This is a genomic window from Pseudomonas sp. AK-TSAG1-1 (genome assembly GCF_056821665.1).
This window is the reverse complement of record NZ_CM165965.1, coordinates 2,126,494-2,141,753: the sequence shown is the minus strand read 5'-3', so window position 1 is coordinate 2,141,753 and position 15,260 is coordinate 2,126,494. Positions and strand designations below refer to the sequence as shown.

The following is a 15,260-nucleotide window of genomic DNA, read 5'->3' as shown; positions in this document are numbered from 1 at the left end:
AGGTCGCACCCTTGAGCCAGAGCGACCGGCGTATCATTGCGCCACTGCAACACCTCTTTCTGACCGCGGTCGGCACGTATCGACCGAGGCATTTTTCCACTGCCGTGGGATGCAATGATGAGCAACCAGATTCCGGTACACGACGTCACACCACCCAGCAAGAACGCCAACAACAGCGTCGACCTTTACGCCTCTCGAGAAAAAATCTACACCCGCGCTTTCACTGGCCTGTTCCGCAATCTGCGGATGATGGGCGGCGCTGCCCTGTTCCTGTTGTATTTCGGCACGGTCTGGCTGAACTGGGGCGGCCATCAGGCGGTATGGTGGAACTTGCCGGAACGCAAATTCTTCATCTTCGGCGCAACCTTCTGGCCGCAGGACTTCATCCTGCTGTCGGGCCTGCTGATCATCGCCGCGTTCGGCCTGTTCTTCATCACCGTGTACGCCGGCCGCGTCTGGTGCGGCTATACCTGTCCGCAAAGCGTGTGGACATGGATTTTCATGTGGTGCGAAAAGGTCACCGAAGGCGACCGCAACCAGCGCATCAAACTCGACAAGGCGCCGATGAGCGCCAACAAGTTCCTGCGCAAAGCCGCCAAGCATTCACTGTGGCTGCTGATCGGTTTCGTCACCGGCATGACGTTCGTTGGCTATTTCTCGCCGATCCGCGAACTGGTGTTCGAGTTCTTCACCGGCCAGGCCGATGGCTGGTCGTACTTCTGGGTCGGTTTCTTCACCCTCGCCACCTACGGCAACGCCGGCTGGCTGCGCGAACAGGTGTGCATCTACATGTGCCCGTACGCACGCTTCCAGAGCGTGATGTTCGACAAGGACACCCTGATCGTTTCCTACGATCCGCGGCGCGGCGAAAGCCGTGGCCCGCGCAAGAAAGGCGTCGACTACAAGGCCCAGGGCCTGGGCGACTGCATCGACTGCACCATGTGCGTCCAGGTGTGTCCGACCGGCATCGACATCCGTGATGGCCTGCAGATCGAGTGCATCGGCTGCGCGGCGTGCATCGACGCCTGCGACGCGATCATGGACAAAATGGACTACCCGCGCGGGCTGATCAGCTACACCACCGAACACAACCTGTCGGGCCAGAAAACCCATAAACTGCGGCCACGCCTGATCGGCTATGCGGTGGTGCTACTGGCGATGATCAGCCTGTTGGTGACCGCATTTTTCATGCGCTCGCTGGTCGGCTTCGACGTCAGCAAGGACCGCGTGCTGTACCGCGAGAATGCCGAAGGCCGAATCGAAAACGTCTACAGCCTGAAGATCATGAACAAGGATCAGCGCGACCACACCTACGTGCTGGAAGCCACCGGCCTGCCGGACCTGCGCTTGCAGGGCAAACGCGAGATCAAGGTCCCGGCCGGCGAAATCTTCAGCATGCCGGTGGAATTGTCGAGCGCACCGGAACAATTGCCGTCGAGCACCAACGAGGTGAAATTCCTCCTCAAGGATGCCGACGATGACAGCGTCCACGTTGAAGCCAAGAGCCGATTCATCGGCCCACAAAACCGTTGAGAGAACTGAACATGCCCGCAGCAAACGCCGCAAGTCCTTGGTACAAGCACCTTTGGCCATGGATCATCATCGGGATTCTGGCCTGCTCGGTGACCCTGACGCTGTCCATGGTGACTATCGCGGTGAACAATCCGGACAACCTGGTCAACGACAACTACTACGAAGCCGGCAAGGGCATCAACCGCTCACTGGATCGCGAGCTGCTGGCGCAGAACCTGAAGATGCGCGCCAACGTGCACCTGGATAGCGTCACCGGCGAAGTCGACCTGCGCCTCAGTGGCGACAGCCAGCCGAAAACCCTGGAGCTGAACCTGATCTCGCCGACCCAGCCGGAGAAGGATCGCAAGATCGTCCTGACCCGCAGCGAAACCGAAACCGGCCGCTACATCGGCCAGTTGGGCGACAAGGTTGAAGGCCGCCGCTTTGTCGAGCTGCTGGGCACTCAGGATGACCACGTATGGCGCATGTTCGAAGAAGAACAGGTCAGCCATGACAAGGATCTGCTGCTGGGTGATGAACCGCTGCAGGGCGCGGAAGACCTGGATAAATAAAACCTGCGCTTCGCGCATTCGCGTGCAGGCTCGCTCCCACAGGTTGTGTGAACAACGCAAATCAAATGTGGGAGCGAGCCTGCTCGCGAAGAGGCCCTTGCCGACAACATAGATGTCTCTGATGACCACCCCACTCCCCTGCTACCACTGCGCACTGCCCGTCCCGTCCGGCAGTCGCTTCACCGCCGTCGTGCTCGGGGAGTCCCGCGAGTTCTGCTGTCCCGGCTGCCAGGCCGTGGCCGAAGCCATTGTCGCCGGTGGTCTGGAAAGCTATTACCAGCATCGCAGCGAAGCCTCGGCCAACCCCGAAGCACTGCCGGTGCAACTGACCGATGAACTGGCACTGTACGACCGCGCCGATGTGCAAAAGCCTTTCGTGCGACACGAAGGCGAACTCGCCGAAACCACCCTGCTGATGGAAGGCATCAGCTGCGCCGCCTGCGGCTGGTTGATCGAGAAACACCTGCGCACCCTGCCAGCGGTGGCCGAGGCGCGCTTGAACCTGTCCAACCATCGCCTGCATGTACGCTGGGCCGACGCGCAATTGCCGCTGAGCCAGATCCTCGCCGAACTGCGCCACATCGGTTACGCCGCGCACCCATACCAGGCCGACCGCGCCAGCGAACAACTGGCCAGCGAAAACCGTCTGGCCCTGCGCCAGCTCGGCGTCGCCGGACTGCTGTGGTTCCAGGCGATGATGGCGACCATGGCCACCTGGCCGGAATTCAACATCGACCTCAGCCCCGAGCTGCACACGATCCTGCGCTGGGTCGCGCTGTTCCTCACCACGCCGATCGTGTTCTACAGCTGCGCGCCGTTCTTCAAAGGCGCGATGCGCGATCTGCGCACACGCCACCTGACCATGGACGTTTCGGTGTCGCTGGCGATCGGCAGCGCCTACATCGCCGGGATCTGGACCTCGATCACCGGGGTCGGCGAGCTGTATTTCGATGCGGTCGGCATGTTTGCGCTGTTCCTGCTCGCCGGGCGCTATCTGGAACGCCGCGCCCGCGAGCGCACCGCCGCCGCGACGGCGCAACTGGTCAATCTGCTGCCGGCCTCGTGCCTGCGCCTCGACGCCGACAGCCAGAGCGAACGTATTCTGCTCAGCGAATTGCGCCTGGGCGACCGGGTACTGGTGCAGCCCGGTGCGATTCTGCCGGCCGATGGCAAGATCCTCGATGGCCAGTCGAGCATCGACGAATCGTTGCTCACCGGCGAATACCTGCCACAACCGCGTGCGCAGGGCGACGCCGTGACCGCCGGCACACTGAATGTCGAAGGCGCATTGACCGTCGAAGTGCTGGCGCTGGGCCAGGACACACGGCTGTCGGCCATCGTCCGCCTGCTCGATCGCGCCCAGGCCGAAAAACCCCGGCTGGCGGAAATTGCCGACCGTGCCGCGCAGTGGTTTCTGCTGCTGTCGCTGATGGCGGCGGCAGCCATTGGCCTGCTGTGGTGGGAGCTGGATTCGTCACGCGCGTTCTGGATTGTCCTGGCGATGCTGGTGGCGACCTGCCCCTGCGCACTGTCGCTCGCCACGCCGACCGCGCTCACTGCCGCCACCGGCACCCTGCACAAACTCGGCCTGCTGCTGACACGCGGCCATGTGCTGGAGGGCCTGAACCAGATCGACACGGTGATTTTCGACAAGACCGGCACCCTGACCGAAGGTCGCCTGGTGCTGCGTTCGATTCGCCCGCTGGGCACGCTGAACAGCGATCAATGCCTGAGCCTTGCCGCGGCGCTGGAAAACCGCTCGGAACACCCGATTGCCCGCGCCTTCGGCCGTGCACCGCTGGCCGCCGAAGAGGTGCACAGCACACCGGGGCTTGGTCTCGAAGGACGGGTCGGCGCGCAGCGCTTGCGCATCGGTCAGGCAGAATTCGTCTGCGAGCTCAGCGGCGCGCCTGTGCCAGCGATGCCGCATGAGCCGGGGCAATGGCTGCTGCTCGGCAACGATCACGGACCGTTGGCCTGGTTCGTACTCGACGACCGCCTGCGCGACGATGCGCCCGCCCTGCTCGCCGCGTGCAAGGCGCGCGGTTGGCGCACGTTGCTGCTGTCGGGCGACAGCTCACCGATGGTTGCCAGTGTTGCCGCCGAGCTGGGCATTGATGAGGCCCGTGGCGGTCTGCGTCCGGATGACAAACTGCAAGTGCTGCAACAACTGCACGCACAAGGTCGCAAAGTGCTGATGCTCGGCGACGGCGTGAATGACGTGCCGGTGCTGGCCGCTGCCGACATCAGCGTGGCCATGGGTTCGGCCACCGACCTGGCGAAAACCAGTGCCGATGCGGTGCTGCTGTCCAATCGCCTCGACGCGCTGGTGCAGGCCTTCACACTGGCACGGCGCACCCGCCGGGTAATCATCGAGAATCTGCTGTGGGCGGCGCTGTACAATGGCCTCATGTTGCCGTTCGCTGCCCTCGGCTGGATCACCCCGGTGTGGGCCGCGGTCGGCATGTCGATCAGTTCGTTGACCGTGGTGCTCAACGCCCTGCGCCTGACTCGCCTGCCGAGCGCGCCGGTCGTCGGCACCCGCTCAGAAACCCGCCCGTTGCCGGCTTGAGCCGCACGAGCCTGGAGTACCGATGCCAGCCCTTTACGTGATGATCCCCGCCGCCCTGCTGATCGTGGCCATCGCCGTGTACATCTTTTTCTGGGCGGTGGACAGCGGTCAGTACGACGACCTCGACGGCCCGGCCCACAGCATCCTGTTCGATGATCAGGACCCGAACCACACCGCTGCCGTGGACGAAGCCAAGTCCGACAAACCGCAGGACAAGGCGCCACCCCATGCTTGAGCTGGCGCCCCTGCTGGTTTCGGCACTGATCCTCGGCCTGCTCGGCGGCGGTCATTGTCTGGGCATGTGCGGCGGCCTGATGGGCGCGCTGACCCTGGCGATACCCAAGGAACAGCGCAGTCGGCGTTTTCGCTTGCTGCTGGCGTACAACCTCGGACGCATCCTCAGTTACGCCACTGCCGGCCTGCTGATCGGCCTCGCCGGCTGGGCGGTGGCGAACAGCCCGGCAGCGATGTTCATGCGTATCCTCGCCGGGTTGCTGCTGATCGCCATGGGCCTGTATCTGGCCGGTTGGTGGAGCGGCCTGACCCGTATCGAAAGTCTCGGTCGTGGCTTGTGGCGCTACATCCAACCGGTGGCCAACCGTTTGCTGCCGGTGTCGACACTGCCTCGCGCCCTGCTGCTTGGCGCGCTGTGGGGCTGGCTGCCGTGCGGACTGGTTTACAGCACGCTGCTGTGGTCGGCGAGTCAGGGCAATGCGCTGGACAGTGCGTTGTTGATGCTCGCGTTCGGCCTGGGAACATGGCCGGTGCTGCTCGCCACCGGGCTTGCCGCCGAACGTGTAACCGCGCTGCTGCGCAAGCGCAGCGTGCGCATGGCCGGTGGCTTGCTGGTGATTCTGTTCGGGATCTGGACCTTGCCCGGCCCGCATCAGCATTGGCTGATGGGGCATTAGATTGGCGGTGCGGCCTTCGCGAGCAGGCTCGCTCCCACACTGATCGTGTGTAGCCCACACATCCCCTGTGTGAGCGAGCCTGCTCGCGAAGAGGCCCGCCTGACCAACACCCCTCCTCCCCGTTGATGCAAATCAAGAGCCCCCGCGCTGCGCCCCGATAGACTCGCCACACTGCCAGCCTATCCGGGGAATGCCCGCATGCTCGACGCCATTCGTTGGGACACTGATCTGATCCGCCGCTACGACCTGGCGGGGCCGCGCTACACCTCGTACCCGACGGCCGTGCAATTCAACAGTCAGGTCGGCACCTTCGACCTGTTCCACGCCCTGCGCGACAGCCGCAAGGCGCTGCGTCCCTTGTCGCTGTACGTGCACGTGCCGTTTTGCGCGAACATTTGCTACTACTGCGCCTGCAACAAGGTCATCACCAAGGATCGCGGTCGTGCACAACCTTATCTGCAACGGCTGGAGCAGGAAATCCAGCTGATCGCCTGCCACCTGGAACCGGCGCAGAAAGTCGAGCAACTGCATTTCGGTGGCGGTACCCCGACCTTCCTCAGCCACGACGAGCTGCGGCAGTTGATGGCGCATTTGCGCAAACACTTCAATCTGCTGGATGACGATTCCGGTGACTACGGTATCGAGATCGACCCACGCGAGGCCGACTGGTCGACCATGGGCCTGCTGCGCGAACTCGGCTTCAACCGGGTCAGCATCGGCCTGCAAGACCTTGATCCGGCGGTGCAACGGGCGGTCAATCGCCTGCAGAGTCTGGAAGAAACCCGCGCAGTGATCGACGCCGCGCGCACCCTGCAATTTCGTTCGATCAATATCGACCTGATCTACGGCCTGCCCAAGCAGACGCCGGAGAACTTCGCGCGCACCGTCGAAGAAGTCATCAGCCTGCAACCAGACCGGCTCTCGGTGTTCAACTATGCGCACCTGCCGGAGCGCTTCATGCCGCAGCGGCGGATCAACAGCAACGAGCTGCCGAGCCCGGCGCAAAAACTGGAAATGCTCCAGCGCACCATCGAACAACTGACCGCCGCCGGTTACCGCTACATCGGCATGGATCACTTCGCCCTGCCCGACGATGAACTGGCGATCGCCCAGGAAGAACAGACCCTGCAGCGCAATTTCCAGGGCTACACCACCCACGGGCATTGCGACCTGATTGGCCTGGGGGTGTCGGCGATCAGCCAGATCGGCGACCTGTACTGCCAGAACAGCAGCGACCTGAACCAGTACCAGAACACCCTCGCCGCCGCGCAACTGGCGACCAGTCGGGGCCTGGTGTGCAACGCCGACGACCGCCTGCGCCGCGCGGTGATCCAGCAACTGATCTGCAATTTCAGCCTGGAGTTCGCCGCGATCGAGCAAGCGTTCAACATCGATTTTCAGGGTTATTTCGGCGCGCTGTGGCCACAACTGCAAGGCATGGCCAACGATGGCCTGATCACGCTGGATCCCGAAAGGATCGAAGTACTGCCGGCCGGACGCCTGCTGGTACGTTCGGTATGCATGGTGTTTGACGCGTATCTGGAACAACAGAACCGTCAGCGCTTCTCACGGGTGATCTAGTTCTTTGTCAGCAGTGAGCCAAGCTTGAGGTTTTGCTCGGCGGACAGACCGGACTGGTCCATGACTTTGGACAGGGCAAGATTGGCGCTGATCAGGCCTGTGTTCAACGCCGCAATGGCACCGCGCAGCGCGGCGAGCATGTTGACCTTTTGCTCGTTGGACAGCCGCTTGTCGGCCATGACCGCTGCCATCCGGGCTTTCTTCTCGGCGATCTCTTTTTGCAGTTTGCGAATCATCTTCAGCAATTGCTGGACGTTCTCGGGCAAGCCGCTGTCTTCGATGTCGCTGTTCTCGCCCCCGGCGCTGAAGGCTTTTTCGATGGAGGCATTGGACAGCGACACTTTGACGCCCTCGACCAAGGTCGGGGTTGCCAACAGCGACGTGTCGGCATTCTGCTCAGCCCCGGCGCCAGCCCTGGCGGTGTTCGGCACAGGCGCAACGCCGCTGTTACCGGGGTTCAGCGTGTCAATGGCGGCCATCGAAGCGGTTCCTTGCATACGTGGTGATACCCCTTTATCGGCCACTTGCCCCGCGGCTTTACGCCCGTGGGACAAAGTCGCCATGGACTGGCCTGAATGTCCTCCCGTGGGTTACCCTTACGGCTTATGTGTGTTTTCCCACAAGGATTCAAGAAATGTCCGAGCCAGTTAAACTGCGCGCTCACAACCAGGCCCATTGCAAGGATTGCAGCCTGGCCCCTCTCTGCCTGCCACTTTCTCTGAATCTGGAAGACATGGATGCGCTGGACGAAATCGTCAAACGTGGTCGCCCACTGAAAAAGGGCGAGTTCCTGTTCCGCCAGGGCGACACCTTCGATTCCGTCTATGCAGTACGCTCCGGCGCCCTCAAGACCTTCAGCCTGAGCGATACCGGCGAAGAGCAGCTCACCGGGTTCCACCTGCCGAGCGAACTGGTCGGCCTGTCCGGCATGGACACCGAAAAGCACCCGGTGTCGGCTCAGGCGCTGGAAACCACTTCGGTCTGCGAAATTCCGTTCGAACGCCTCGACGAACTGGCCCTGCAACTGCCCCAACTGCGCCGCCAGTTGATGCGCGTGATGAGCCGCGAAATTCGTGACGACCAGCAAATGATGCTGCTGTTGTCGAAGAAAACCGCCGACGAGCGCATCGCCACGTTCCTCGTCAACCTGTCGGCCCGTTTCCGCGCTCGCGGGTTCTCGGCCAACCAGTTCCGCCTGAGCATGTCGCGTAACGAAATCGGCAACTACCTGGGCCTCGCGGTGGAAACCGTGTCCCGGGTGTTCACCCGCTTCCAGCAGAACGAACTGATCGCCGCCGAGGGCAAGGAGATCCACATCCTCGACCCGATCCAGCTCTGCGCCCTGGCCGGCGGCTCGCTCGAAGGCTGATCTCGATCCGCGGTTGAGCGAAGCGTTTCAGCCGCGGGTATACTGCGCCGTTTGCAGCCCTGCCAGGACACCTCGACGATGGCCTTCGACTCCTTCGACATCAAATCCCTGATCCGCCCCGTGATCGACTTCCCGAAACCGGGCGTGATCTTTCGCGACATCACTCCGCTGTTCCAGTCGCCCAAGGCCCTGCGCCTGGTGATGGACAGCTTTGCCCACCGCTATGTGGAAGCCGACTTCACTCACATCGGCGCGATGGATGCGCGTGGTTTCCTGATCGGTTCGGTGTTGGCTTATCAGTTGAACAAGCCGCTGGTGCTGTTCCGCAAGCAGGGCAAATTGCCGGCGGACGTGCTGGCCGAGGGTTACGCGACCGAGTACGGCGAAGCGTTCCTGGAAGTGCACGCCGACAGCCTGTGCGAGGGCGACTCGGTGGTGATGTTCGATGACCTGATTGCCACCGGGGGCACGCTGATCGCAGCCGCCAACCTGATCCGCCGCATGGGTGCGCGAGTGCATGAGGCAGCGGCAATCATTGATCTGCCGGAGCTGGGTGGCTCGCAGCGTCTGGAAGACATGGGGATTCCGACGTTCTGCCTGACGCAGTTTGCTTTGACTGACAAGTAAGCAGCGCCCATCCGGTCGCCATCGCGAGCAGGCTCACGCCTACAATCTGGAACGCGTTCCTCTGTAGGAGTGAGCCTGGCCGCGATGAGGCCTGCAGACCCACCGCAAAATCTAAAGCCCCATCTGCTTGCTGATGATCTCGTTCATCACTTCCCGCGTCCCGCCGCCAATCGACAGAATGCGATTATCGCGATACAGCCGTTCCACCAGACTCTCGCGCATGTAACCCAGCCCACCGAGTATCTGCACCGCTTCGCGGGTGATCCGGTCCGAGGTGTCCGTGGCAACGTTCTTGGCCATGGAAATTTCCTTGATCACACTCTGCCCCGCCGCCATCTTCGCCGCCTGCCGATAGGTGAACTCGCGCGACACTTCCAACGCCGTGGCCATTTCGGCAAGCCGATGCTTGATCACTTGAAACTTGCCGATCGGTTTGCCGAACGCCTCTCGCTCGCGCGCCCACTTCAAAGCCTCCTCCAGCGCCAGCTGTGAGGTCATGTTGGCCATCAGTGCCAGCGCCAGCCGCTCGCTCTGGAAATTGCCCATGATGCAGGCAAACCCCATGTTCTCGGCACCGATCAGATTGGCCACAGGCACCCGACAATCATCGAAGAACAGTTCAGCGGTGTCCGAGGCCCACCAACCCATTTTCTTCAGCTGGCGGCCTACGGTGAAGCCTGGGGTGCCCTTTTCGATCAACAACAGGCTGATGCCGCCGAAACCCGGCGCACCAGTGCGCACCGCGACAGTGTAGAAGTCGGCGCGGACGCCGCTGGTGATGAAGGTCTTGCTGCCGCTGACTCGATAGAACTCGCCGTCACGCACAGCGCGGGTTTGCAGGTTGGCGACGTCCGAGCCGCCGCCGGGCTCGGTGACCGCCAGTGCACTGATTTTCTCGCCGCGGAGCACTGGCGGGACGACGCGGTCGCGCACCTCGGGCCGCGCCCATTTGACGATCGGTGGCAGCCCGATATCCAGCGAACCCAGCCCGGCGACCAGGCCGCCGGAACCGCAGCGCATGAGTTCTTCACTGGCGGCGACCTTGGCGAACAGATCACCTTCGTGGCTGCCGCCCAGCGCTTCGGGATAACCGATGCCGAGAATCCCCGCAGCGCCCGCCTTCAGGTACAGCTCGCGGGGAAAGCTTTCGGCTTCTTCCCACGCATCGATGTCCGGCAAAATCTCGCGCTCGACGAAGCGCCTGACGCTGTCGCGGACCATTTGGTGGCTGGGGTCGAAGTATTCCTGGAAGGCAGGCATCGGCGAACTCCATCGAAGGGTTGGCCGACGTTAACCGAGCGCTTGCTTGGTTTTCAATACAATTGTGCGAATCAGATGAACCGAGGTGCGCCCTTCGCGAGCAGGCTCGCTCCCACATTCGATCGCGTTCATTCAGATTGAATGCGGTCCAATGTGGGAGTGGGCTTGCTCCCACATTCGATCACGTTCATTCAGATTGAATGCGGTCCAATGTGGGAGTGGGCTTGCTCGCGAAGGCGTCTGTTCAGACGCCCTGTAACTCAGAGAGAGATCGGTTTACGCCCGGCAAACGAATGCGCCAGCGTCCCGCCATCCACCAGTTCCAGTTCGCCACCCAGCGGCACACCGTGAGCAATGCGCGAGGCAATCAGACCCTTGTTACTCAGGAGCTGAGCGATGTAATGCGCCGTGGCCTCACCTTCCACCGTCGGGTTGGTGGCGAGGATGACTTCGGTAAAGGTGCCCGCCTCTTCAATCCGAGTCATCAACTGCGGAATCCCGATCGCCTCAGGCCCCAGACCGTCGAGCGGCGACAGATGGCCCTTGAGCACGAAGTAGCGGCCACGGAAACCGGTCTGCTCCACCGCGTAAACGTCCATCGGCCCTTCCACCACGCACAGCAGCGTGTCGTCGCGGCGGGTATCGGCGCATTGCGGGCACAGATCGTCTTCGGTCAGCGTGCGGCACTGACGGCAGTGACCAACCCCTTCCATGGCCTGGCTCAAGGCCTGGGCCAGGCGCGTGCCGCCGCTGCGATCACGCTCGAGCAATTGCAACGCCATGCGCTGGGCGGTTTTCTGACCCACGCCCGGCAAGGTTCGCAGGGCGTCGATCAGTTGGCGAATCAAAGGGCTGAAGCTCATGGGTAAAAAGTCCGACAAAACAACGAGACGCGGTTTATACCCGCGCCTCCGGCCAGCGTCAAATGCTCAGTCCTGGGCGACCTTCACCACCAGTTTGCCGAAGTTGCGCCCCTCCAGCAGACCGATAAACGCCTCGGGCGCCTGCTCCAGGCCTTCCACCACATCCTCACGGAACTTCACCTTGCCATCGCGCACCCACGGCACCATGTGACTGATGAATTCCGGCTGGCGGTCGCCATAGTCGTCAAACACGATAAAGCCCTGAATACGCACGCGCTTGGTCAGCAGCGTGCGTTGCAGCATTGGCAGACGATCAGGGCCTTTCGGGGCCTCGGAGGCGTTGTAGCCGGCGATCAGCCCGCACAGTGGAATCCGCGCCTTGGGGTTGAGCAGCGGCACCACGGCATCGAACACATGCCCGCCGACGTTCTCGTAATAGATGTCGATGCCTTTCGGACAAGCCTTGGCCAGTTGTTCGGCAAAGTCCGGCGCCTTGTGATCGATGCACGCGTCAAAACCCAGCGCCTCGACCACGTACCTGCACTTTTCGGCCCCACCGGCTACGCCGACGGCGCGCAGGCCCTTGATTTTCGCAACCTGGCCGACCACCGAACCAACCGCCCCGGACGCAGCCGCCACCACCAGAGTTTCGCCCTCCTTGGGCTGACCGATGTCCATCAGCCCCATGTACGCGGTCATCCCCGGCATGCCCAGCACACCGAGGGCCATCGACGGGCTCGGCAGGCCGGACGGGATCGGGATGATGTTGCGTCCGTCGCTGATGCTGTGACTCTGCCAACCGGTGAGACCGACCACCAGATCGCCCTGGTGGAATTTCGGATGGCGCGAATCCTCGACACGACTGACAGCACCACCGGTCATCACTTCGCCGATTTGTACCGGCGCGGCGTAGGACGGTGCGTCACTCATGCGCCCGCGCATGTAAGGGTCGAGCGACAGGTACAGGGTTTTCAGCAGCACCTGGCCGTCTTCAAGGTCCGGCAGCGCTTCGCGTTCCAGTCGGAAATTTTCCGGGGTCGGCGCGCCGACCGGGCGCGAAGCGAGGACGAAGCGTTGGTTGAGCGTCAGAGGGTCGGACATGTCAGCGTCTCCTGTGAATGGGGGAATTCAGGGGTATAGGGAGCAGACCTTTGTGGCGGTAGCGGGTTCGATGTTTATCAGATCAACCGAGTCGACGCCTTCGCGAGCAGGCTCGCTCCCACAATTGAAATGCATTCCCCGTGGGAGCGAGCCTGCTTCCACATTTGAAATGCATTCCCCTGTGGGAGCGAGCCTGCTTCGAAGGCGTCAGCCCTGCCAACACATGACGATCCGGCAGAAACAAAAATGCCAGGCGCGATGCCTGGCATTTTGTGTAGCTCATCTGCCGCGCAATGGCGAATCAGAATGGCAGTTTCATACCCGCTGGCAGGTTCATGCCGGCAGTCATGCTGCCCATTTTTTCCTGGCTGTTGGCTTCGATCTTGCGCACGGCGTCGTTGACGGCGGAAGCCACCACGGCTTCCAGCATCTCTTTGTCGTCTTCGCTCATGCCTTCAACCAGGCTTGGGTCGATGCTGACGCTTTTCACGTCGTGACGACCGGTCATCACCACGGTGACCATATCGCCACCGGCCTTGCCGATGACTTCGGCGTTGGCCAGTTCTTCCTGCATCTTGGCCATTTTTTCCTGCATCTGCTGCGCCTGCTTCATCAGGCCGGCCATGCCACCTTTCATCATGGGAATCACCTCAAACGTACTTGGATCAAAACAGCGCCCGGCGATTGCTCGCCGAGCACCTTCAGTTATTAGCCCTGAGTGACCAGGGCGTCGACAGGTTCAATAGTATCGTGTCGGACGACCGCACCGAACTGCTGGACCATCTGCTGGATGAACGGATCACCGTGGATCGAGTCCTCCGCCTCGCGCTGACGGTTGGCCCGACGGCGGGACGCGGCCTGCGCCGGGGTTTCCTGTTCGGGCTTGATCAGCTCGATGGTCAGGGTCAGCGGGCGACCGTGGAACTGGTTCAACGCATCGTTCAGGCGCCGTTGTTGCGTGGCGTTGAACAGCGCACTGTGCGCCGGGTCCAGGTGCATCAACCAATGGTCGCCATCAACCGCGATCAGCGTGCAGTTGGCGGCGATGCTGCCGGTCATGCCGGAGATCGGCAGTTGCGGGAACAGCTCCAGCCATTGCAGCGCCAGACCGGTGGCCGGCGCGGCGGCCGGCTCAGGCTCAGGTTCCGGGACTGGCTCGGCGGTGTGTTCGCTGGCCAGGTCGTCAAGGTAGCTGTAAGCCGAATCCATGTCCGGCTCGATGTAGTCTTCGTCCAGCGGCGGCTCGTCGTCCAGATCCATGCCCGGCGTGGCGGCATCGACGTCGGCGACCGACGGCTCGGGAATCGGCGCAGCGGCCCATTCCGGAGCCTGCGGGACGACGCTGTCCGGGGTCGGCAGTGGCATCGGCGGCAACTCGGGTTGCTCGGCGGTGGTTTCCAGCACGGGCTCGACGGCGGGTTGTTGCGCAGGTTCGGGCTCGGGCTCGGGCTCGACCGGGTCGTTCCACGGCAGATCGACAACCTCTTCGGCGACGATCGCTTCGGGCTCTGGCTGCGGTTCTGGCGCAGGCGCGGGCTCGGCGACCACCACAGGCGCAGGCTCATGGGCCGGAACTGGCGCCGGGGCAGCAGCCGCTGCAGGTACGGGCGTCGGCGCAACCGCCGCAGCGACTACCGGAGCAGGTTTCGGCGCGGCAGCCACTGAGTTTGCGGAATCAACTGTGGCCTGGCTGATCCCCACTGGCTTTAGCGGTTGCCTCGGGGCGTCCGCCGTGTCGGCTGGCCGGAAGGCCAGCATCCGCAGCAGGACCATTTCGAAACCGCCACGGGGATCCGGCGCCAGCGGCAAGTCGCGGCGGCCGATCAGGCCCATCTGGTAATAGAACTGCACATCTTCGGCCGGCAGCGCCTGAGCCAGTGCCAACACACGATCACGGTCACCATGGCCGTTGTCGACGCCTTCCGGCAACGCCTGGGCGATGGCGACACGGTGCAGCACGTTGAGAATTTCCGAGAGCACGCCGTTCCAGTCCGGGCCTTGCTCGGCCAGGTGACGCACGGCTTCGAGCAACGCCTTGGCGTCACCTTCGATCAACGCATGCAGCACGTCGTAGACCTGACCGTGATCCAGCGTGCCGAGCATCGCCCGCACGTCAGTGGCCAGTACCTTGCCCTCACCGAAAGCGATGGCCTGATCGGTCAGGCTCATGGCGTCACGCATCGAACCGTCAGCGGCGCGCCCGAGCAGCCACAGTGCATCGTCTTCGAACGGCACGTTTTCGGCCGTCAGCACGTAGGTCAAATGCTCGACGACGCGTTCCGGCGTCATGTTCTTCAGGGAGAACTGCAGGCAGCGCGACAAAATCGTTGCCGGAAGTTTCTGCGGGTCGGTGGTCGCCAGGATGAACTTGACGTACGGCGGCGGCTCTTCAAGGGTTTTCAGCAGCGCATTGAAGGAATGGCTGGAGAGCATGTGCACTTCGTCGATCAGGTAGACCTTGAAGCGCCCACGGCTTGGGGCGTACTGCACGTTGTCGAGCAGTTCGCGGGTGTCTTCGACCTTGGTCCGGCTCGCGGCGTCGATCTCGATCAGGTCGACGAAGCGGCCCTCGTCGATTTCACGGCACACCGAACACTCGCCGCACGGGCTGGAAGTGATACCTGTTTCACAGTTCAGGCATTTGGCAATGATCCGCGCAATGGTGGTCTTACCGACCCCGCGCGTACCGGTGAACAGGTACGCGTGGTGCAGCCGCTGGCTGTCCAAGGCATTGATCAGAGCCTTGAGCACATGGGTCTGGCCGACCATTTCGCGGAACGAGCGCGGACGCCATTTACGTGCAAGAACCTGATAACTCATCGAAAACCGTCGCAACGAAGGAAGCTGAAGCGGCTAATGCTAGCGGAGCAAGGGCAAAATTGCATCCGGTGT

The 15,260-nt window shown here is 62.6% G+C and carries 14 protein-coding genes; 8 read left to right on the top strand and 6 right to left on the bottom strand.

All coding sequences use genetic code 11. The features are described 5' to 3' along the window. Positions 1-117: 117 nt before the first annotated feature. The 6 genes from ccoG (at position 118) to hemN (ending at position 7,148) form a co-directional block, all read left to right on the top strand. Positions 118-1,533 (top strand): cytochrome c oxidase accessory protein CcoG, encoded by a 1,416-nt coding sequence (ccoG, locus tag AC1UK9_RS09835; protein ID WP_025110362.1) that lies wholly within the window; start codon positions 118-120, stop codon positions 1,531-1,533. Positions 1,534-1,544: 11 nt separating this feature from the next. After that, the gene (locus AC1UK9_RS09830) at positions 1,545-2,084 is read left to right on the top strand and encodes a FixH family protein (protein WP_025110361.1); all 540 of its coding nucleotides are present in this window, start codon (positions 1,545-1,547) and stop codon (positions 2,082-2,084) included. A 121-nt stretch (positions 2,085-2,205) separates the two neighbouring features. After that, a complete protein-coding gene (locus tag AC1UK9_RS09825) occupies positions 2,206-4,656 on the top strand; it encodes a heavy metal translocating P-type ATPase (protein WP_482579935.1) in 2,451 nt (816 codons plus the stop codon). 22 nt (positions 4,657-4,678) lie between these two features. Further along, complete coding sequence (gene ccoS, locus AC1UK9_RS09820) at positions 4,679-4,891, top strand: cbb3-type cytochrome oxidase assembly protein CcoS (RefSeq protein WP_025110359.1); 213 nt, start codon at positions 4,679-4,681, stop codon at positions 4,889-4,891. Next, complete coding sequence (locus AC1UK9_RS09815; protein WP_482579934.1) at positions 4,884-5,567, top strand: sulfite exporter TauE/SafE family protein; 684 nt, start codon at positions 4,884-4,886, stop codon at positions 5,565-5,567. Before ccoS ends, AC1UK9_RS09815 begins: the two co-directional genes overlap by 8 nt. 198 nt (positions 5,568-5,765) lie before the next feature. After that, complete coding sequence (gene hemN / locus AC1UK9_RS09810; protein ID WP_473015047.1) at positions 5,766-7,148, top strand: oxygen-independent coproporphyrinogen III oxidase; 1,383 nt, start codon at positions 5,766-5,768, stop codon at positions 7,146-7,148. Here hemN and AC1UK9_RS09805 read toward each other — a convergent pair. Next, positions 7,145-7,627 carry a hypothetical protein gene (locus AC1UK9_RS09805; protein ID WP_473015046.1) on the bottom strand — a complete coding sequence of 161 codons (483 nt, stop codon included), beginning with the start codon at positions 7,625-7,627 and terminating at the stop codon, positions 7,145-7,147. The two genes, hemN and AC1UK9_RS09805, sit on opposite strands and share 4 nt — an antisense overlap. A gap of 155 nt (positions 7,628-7,782) precedes the next feature. On the opposite strand from AC1UK9_RS09805, the gene fnr reads away from it, so the two are divergent. After that, positions 7,783-8,517 carry a fumarate/nitrate reduction transcriptional regulator Fnr gene (gene fnr, locus AC1UK9_RS09800; protein ID WP_025110355.1) on the top strand — a complete coding sequence of 245 codons (735 nt, stop codon included), beginning with the start codon at positions 7,783-7,785 and terminating at the stop codon, positions 8,515-8,517. Between the two features lie 78 nt (positions 8,518-8,595). After that, a complete protein-coding gene (locus AC1UK9_RS09795) occupies positions 8,596-9,144 on the top strand; it encodes an adenine phosphoribosyltransferase (RefSeq protein ID WP_025110354.1) in 549 nt (182 codons plus the stop codon). Positions 9,145-9,255: 111 nt separating this feature from the next. Here AC1UK9_RS09795 and AC1UK9_RS09790 read toward each other — a convergent pair whose 3' ends face one another. From AC1UK9_RS09790 to dnaX, 5 genes are all read right to left on the bottom strand, one after another. After that, positions 9,256-10,404, bottom strand: a complete 1,149-nt coding sequence (locus AC1UK9_RS09790; RefSeq protein WP_482579933.1) for an acyl-CoA dehydrogenase family protein — start codon at positions 10,402-10,404, stop codon at positions 9,256-9,258. 260 nt (positions 10,405-10,664) lie between these two features. After that, positions 10,665-11,267 (bottom strand): recombination mediator RecR, encoded by a 603-nt coding sequence (recR, locus tag AC1UK9_RS09785; protein ID WP_121184536.1) that lies wholly within the window; start codon positions 11,265-11,267, stop codon positions 10,665-10,667. Between the two features lie 66 nt (positions 11,268-11,333). Then, positions 11,334-12,368 carry an NADP-dependent oxidoreductase gene (locus AC1UK9_RS09780; RefSeq protein ID WP_025110352.1) on the bottom strand — a complete coding sequence of 345 codons (1,035 nt, stop codon included), beginning with the start codon at positions 12,366-12,368 and terminating at the stop codon, positions 11,334-11,336. Between the two features lie 301 nt (positions 12,369-12,669). Then, positions 12,670-13,008, bottom strand: coding sequence for a YbaB/EbfC family nucleoid-associated protein (locus AC1UK9_RS09775; RefSeq protein WP_025110351.1), 339 nt, complete (start codon positions 13,006-13,008; stop codon positions 12,670-12,672). A gap of 68 nt (positions 13,009-13,076) precedes the next feature. Next, positions 13,077-15,188, bottom strand: coding sequence for a DNA polymerase III subunit gamma/tau (gene dnaX / locus AC1UK9_RS09770; RefSeq protein ID WP_482579932.1), 2,112 nt, complete (start codon positions 15,186-15,188; stop codon positions 13,077-13,079). Between the last annotated feature and the right edge of the window lie 72 nt (positions 15,189-15,260).

Coding starts and splice junctions, on each gene's coding strand:
- ccoG (WP_025110362.1), top strand. CDS start 118: ATGAGCAACCAGATTCCGGTACACGACGTCACACCACCCAGCAAGAAC.
- dnaX (WP_482579932.1), bottom strand. CDS start 15,188: ATGAGTTATCAGGTTCTTGCACGTAAATGGCGTCCGCGCTCGTTCCGC.
- AC1UK9_RS09825 (WP_482579935.1), top strand. CDS start 2,206: ATGACCACCCCACTCCCCTGCTACCACTGCGCACTGCCCGTCCCGTCC.
- AC1UK9_RS09795 (WP_025110354.1), top strand. CDS start 8,596: ATGGCCTTCGACTCCTTCGACATCAAATCCCTGATCCGCCCCGTGATC.
- AC1UK9_RS09805 (WP_473015046.1), bottom strand. CDS start 7,627: ATGGCCGCCATTGACACGCTGAACCCCGGTAACAGCGGCGTTGCGCCT.
- recR (WP_121184536.1), bottom strand. CDS start 11,267: ATGAGCTTCAGCCCTTTGATTCGCCAACTGATCGACGCCCTGCGAACC.
- AC1UK9_RS09780 (WP_025110352.1), bottom strand. CDS start 12,368: ATGTCCGACCCTCTGACGCTCAACCAACGCTTCGTCCTCGCTTCGCGC.
- hemN (WP_473015047.1), top strand. CDS start 5,766: ATGCTCGACGCCATTCGTTGGGACACTGATCTGATCCGCCGCTACGAC.
- AC1UK9_RS09815 (WP_482579934.1), top strand. CDS start 4,884: ATGCTTGAGCTGGCGCCCCTGCTGGTTTCGGCACTGATCCTCGGCCTG.
- AC1UK9_RS09790 (WP_482579933.1), bottom strand. CDS start 10,404: ATGCCTGCCTTCCAGGAATACTTCGACCCCAGCCACCAAATGGTCCGC.
- AC1UK9_RS09775 (WP_025110351.1), bottom strand. CDS start 13,008: ATGATGAAAGGTGGCATGGCCGGCCTGATGAAGCAGGCGCAGCAGATG.
- AC1UK9_RS09830 (WP_025110361.1), top strand. CDS start 1,545: ATGCCCGCAGCAAACGCCGCAAGTCCTTGGTACAAGCACCTTTGGCCA.
- fnr (WP_025110355.1), top strand. CDS start 7,783: ATGTCCGAGCCAGTTAAACTGCGCGCTCACAACCAGGCCCATTGCAAG.
- ccoS (WP_025110359.1), top strand. CDS start 4,679: ATGCCAGCCCTTTACGTGATGATCCCCGCCGCCCTGCTGATCGTGGCC.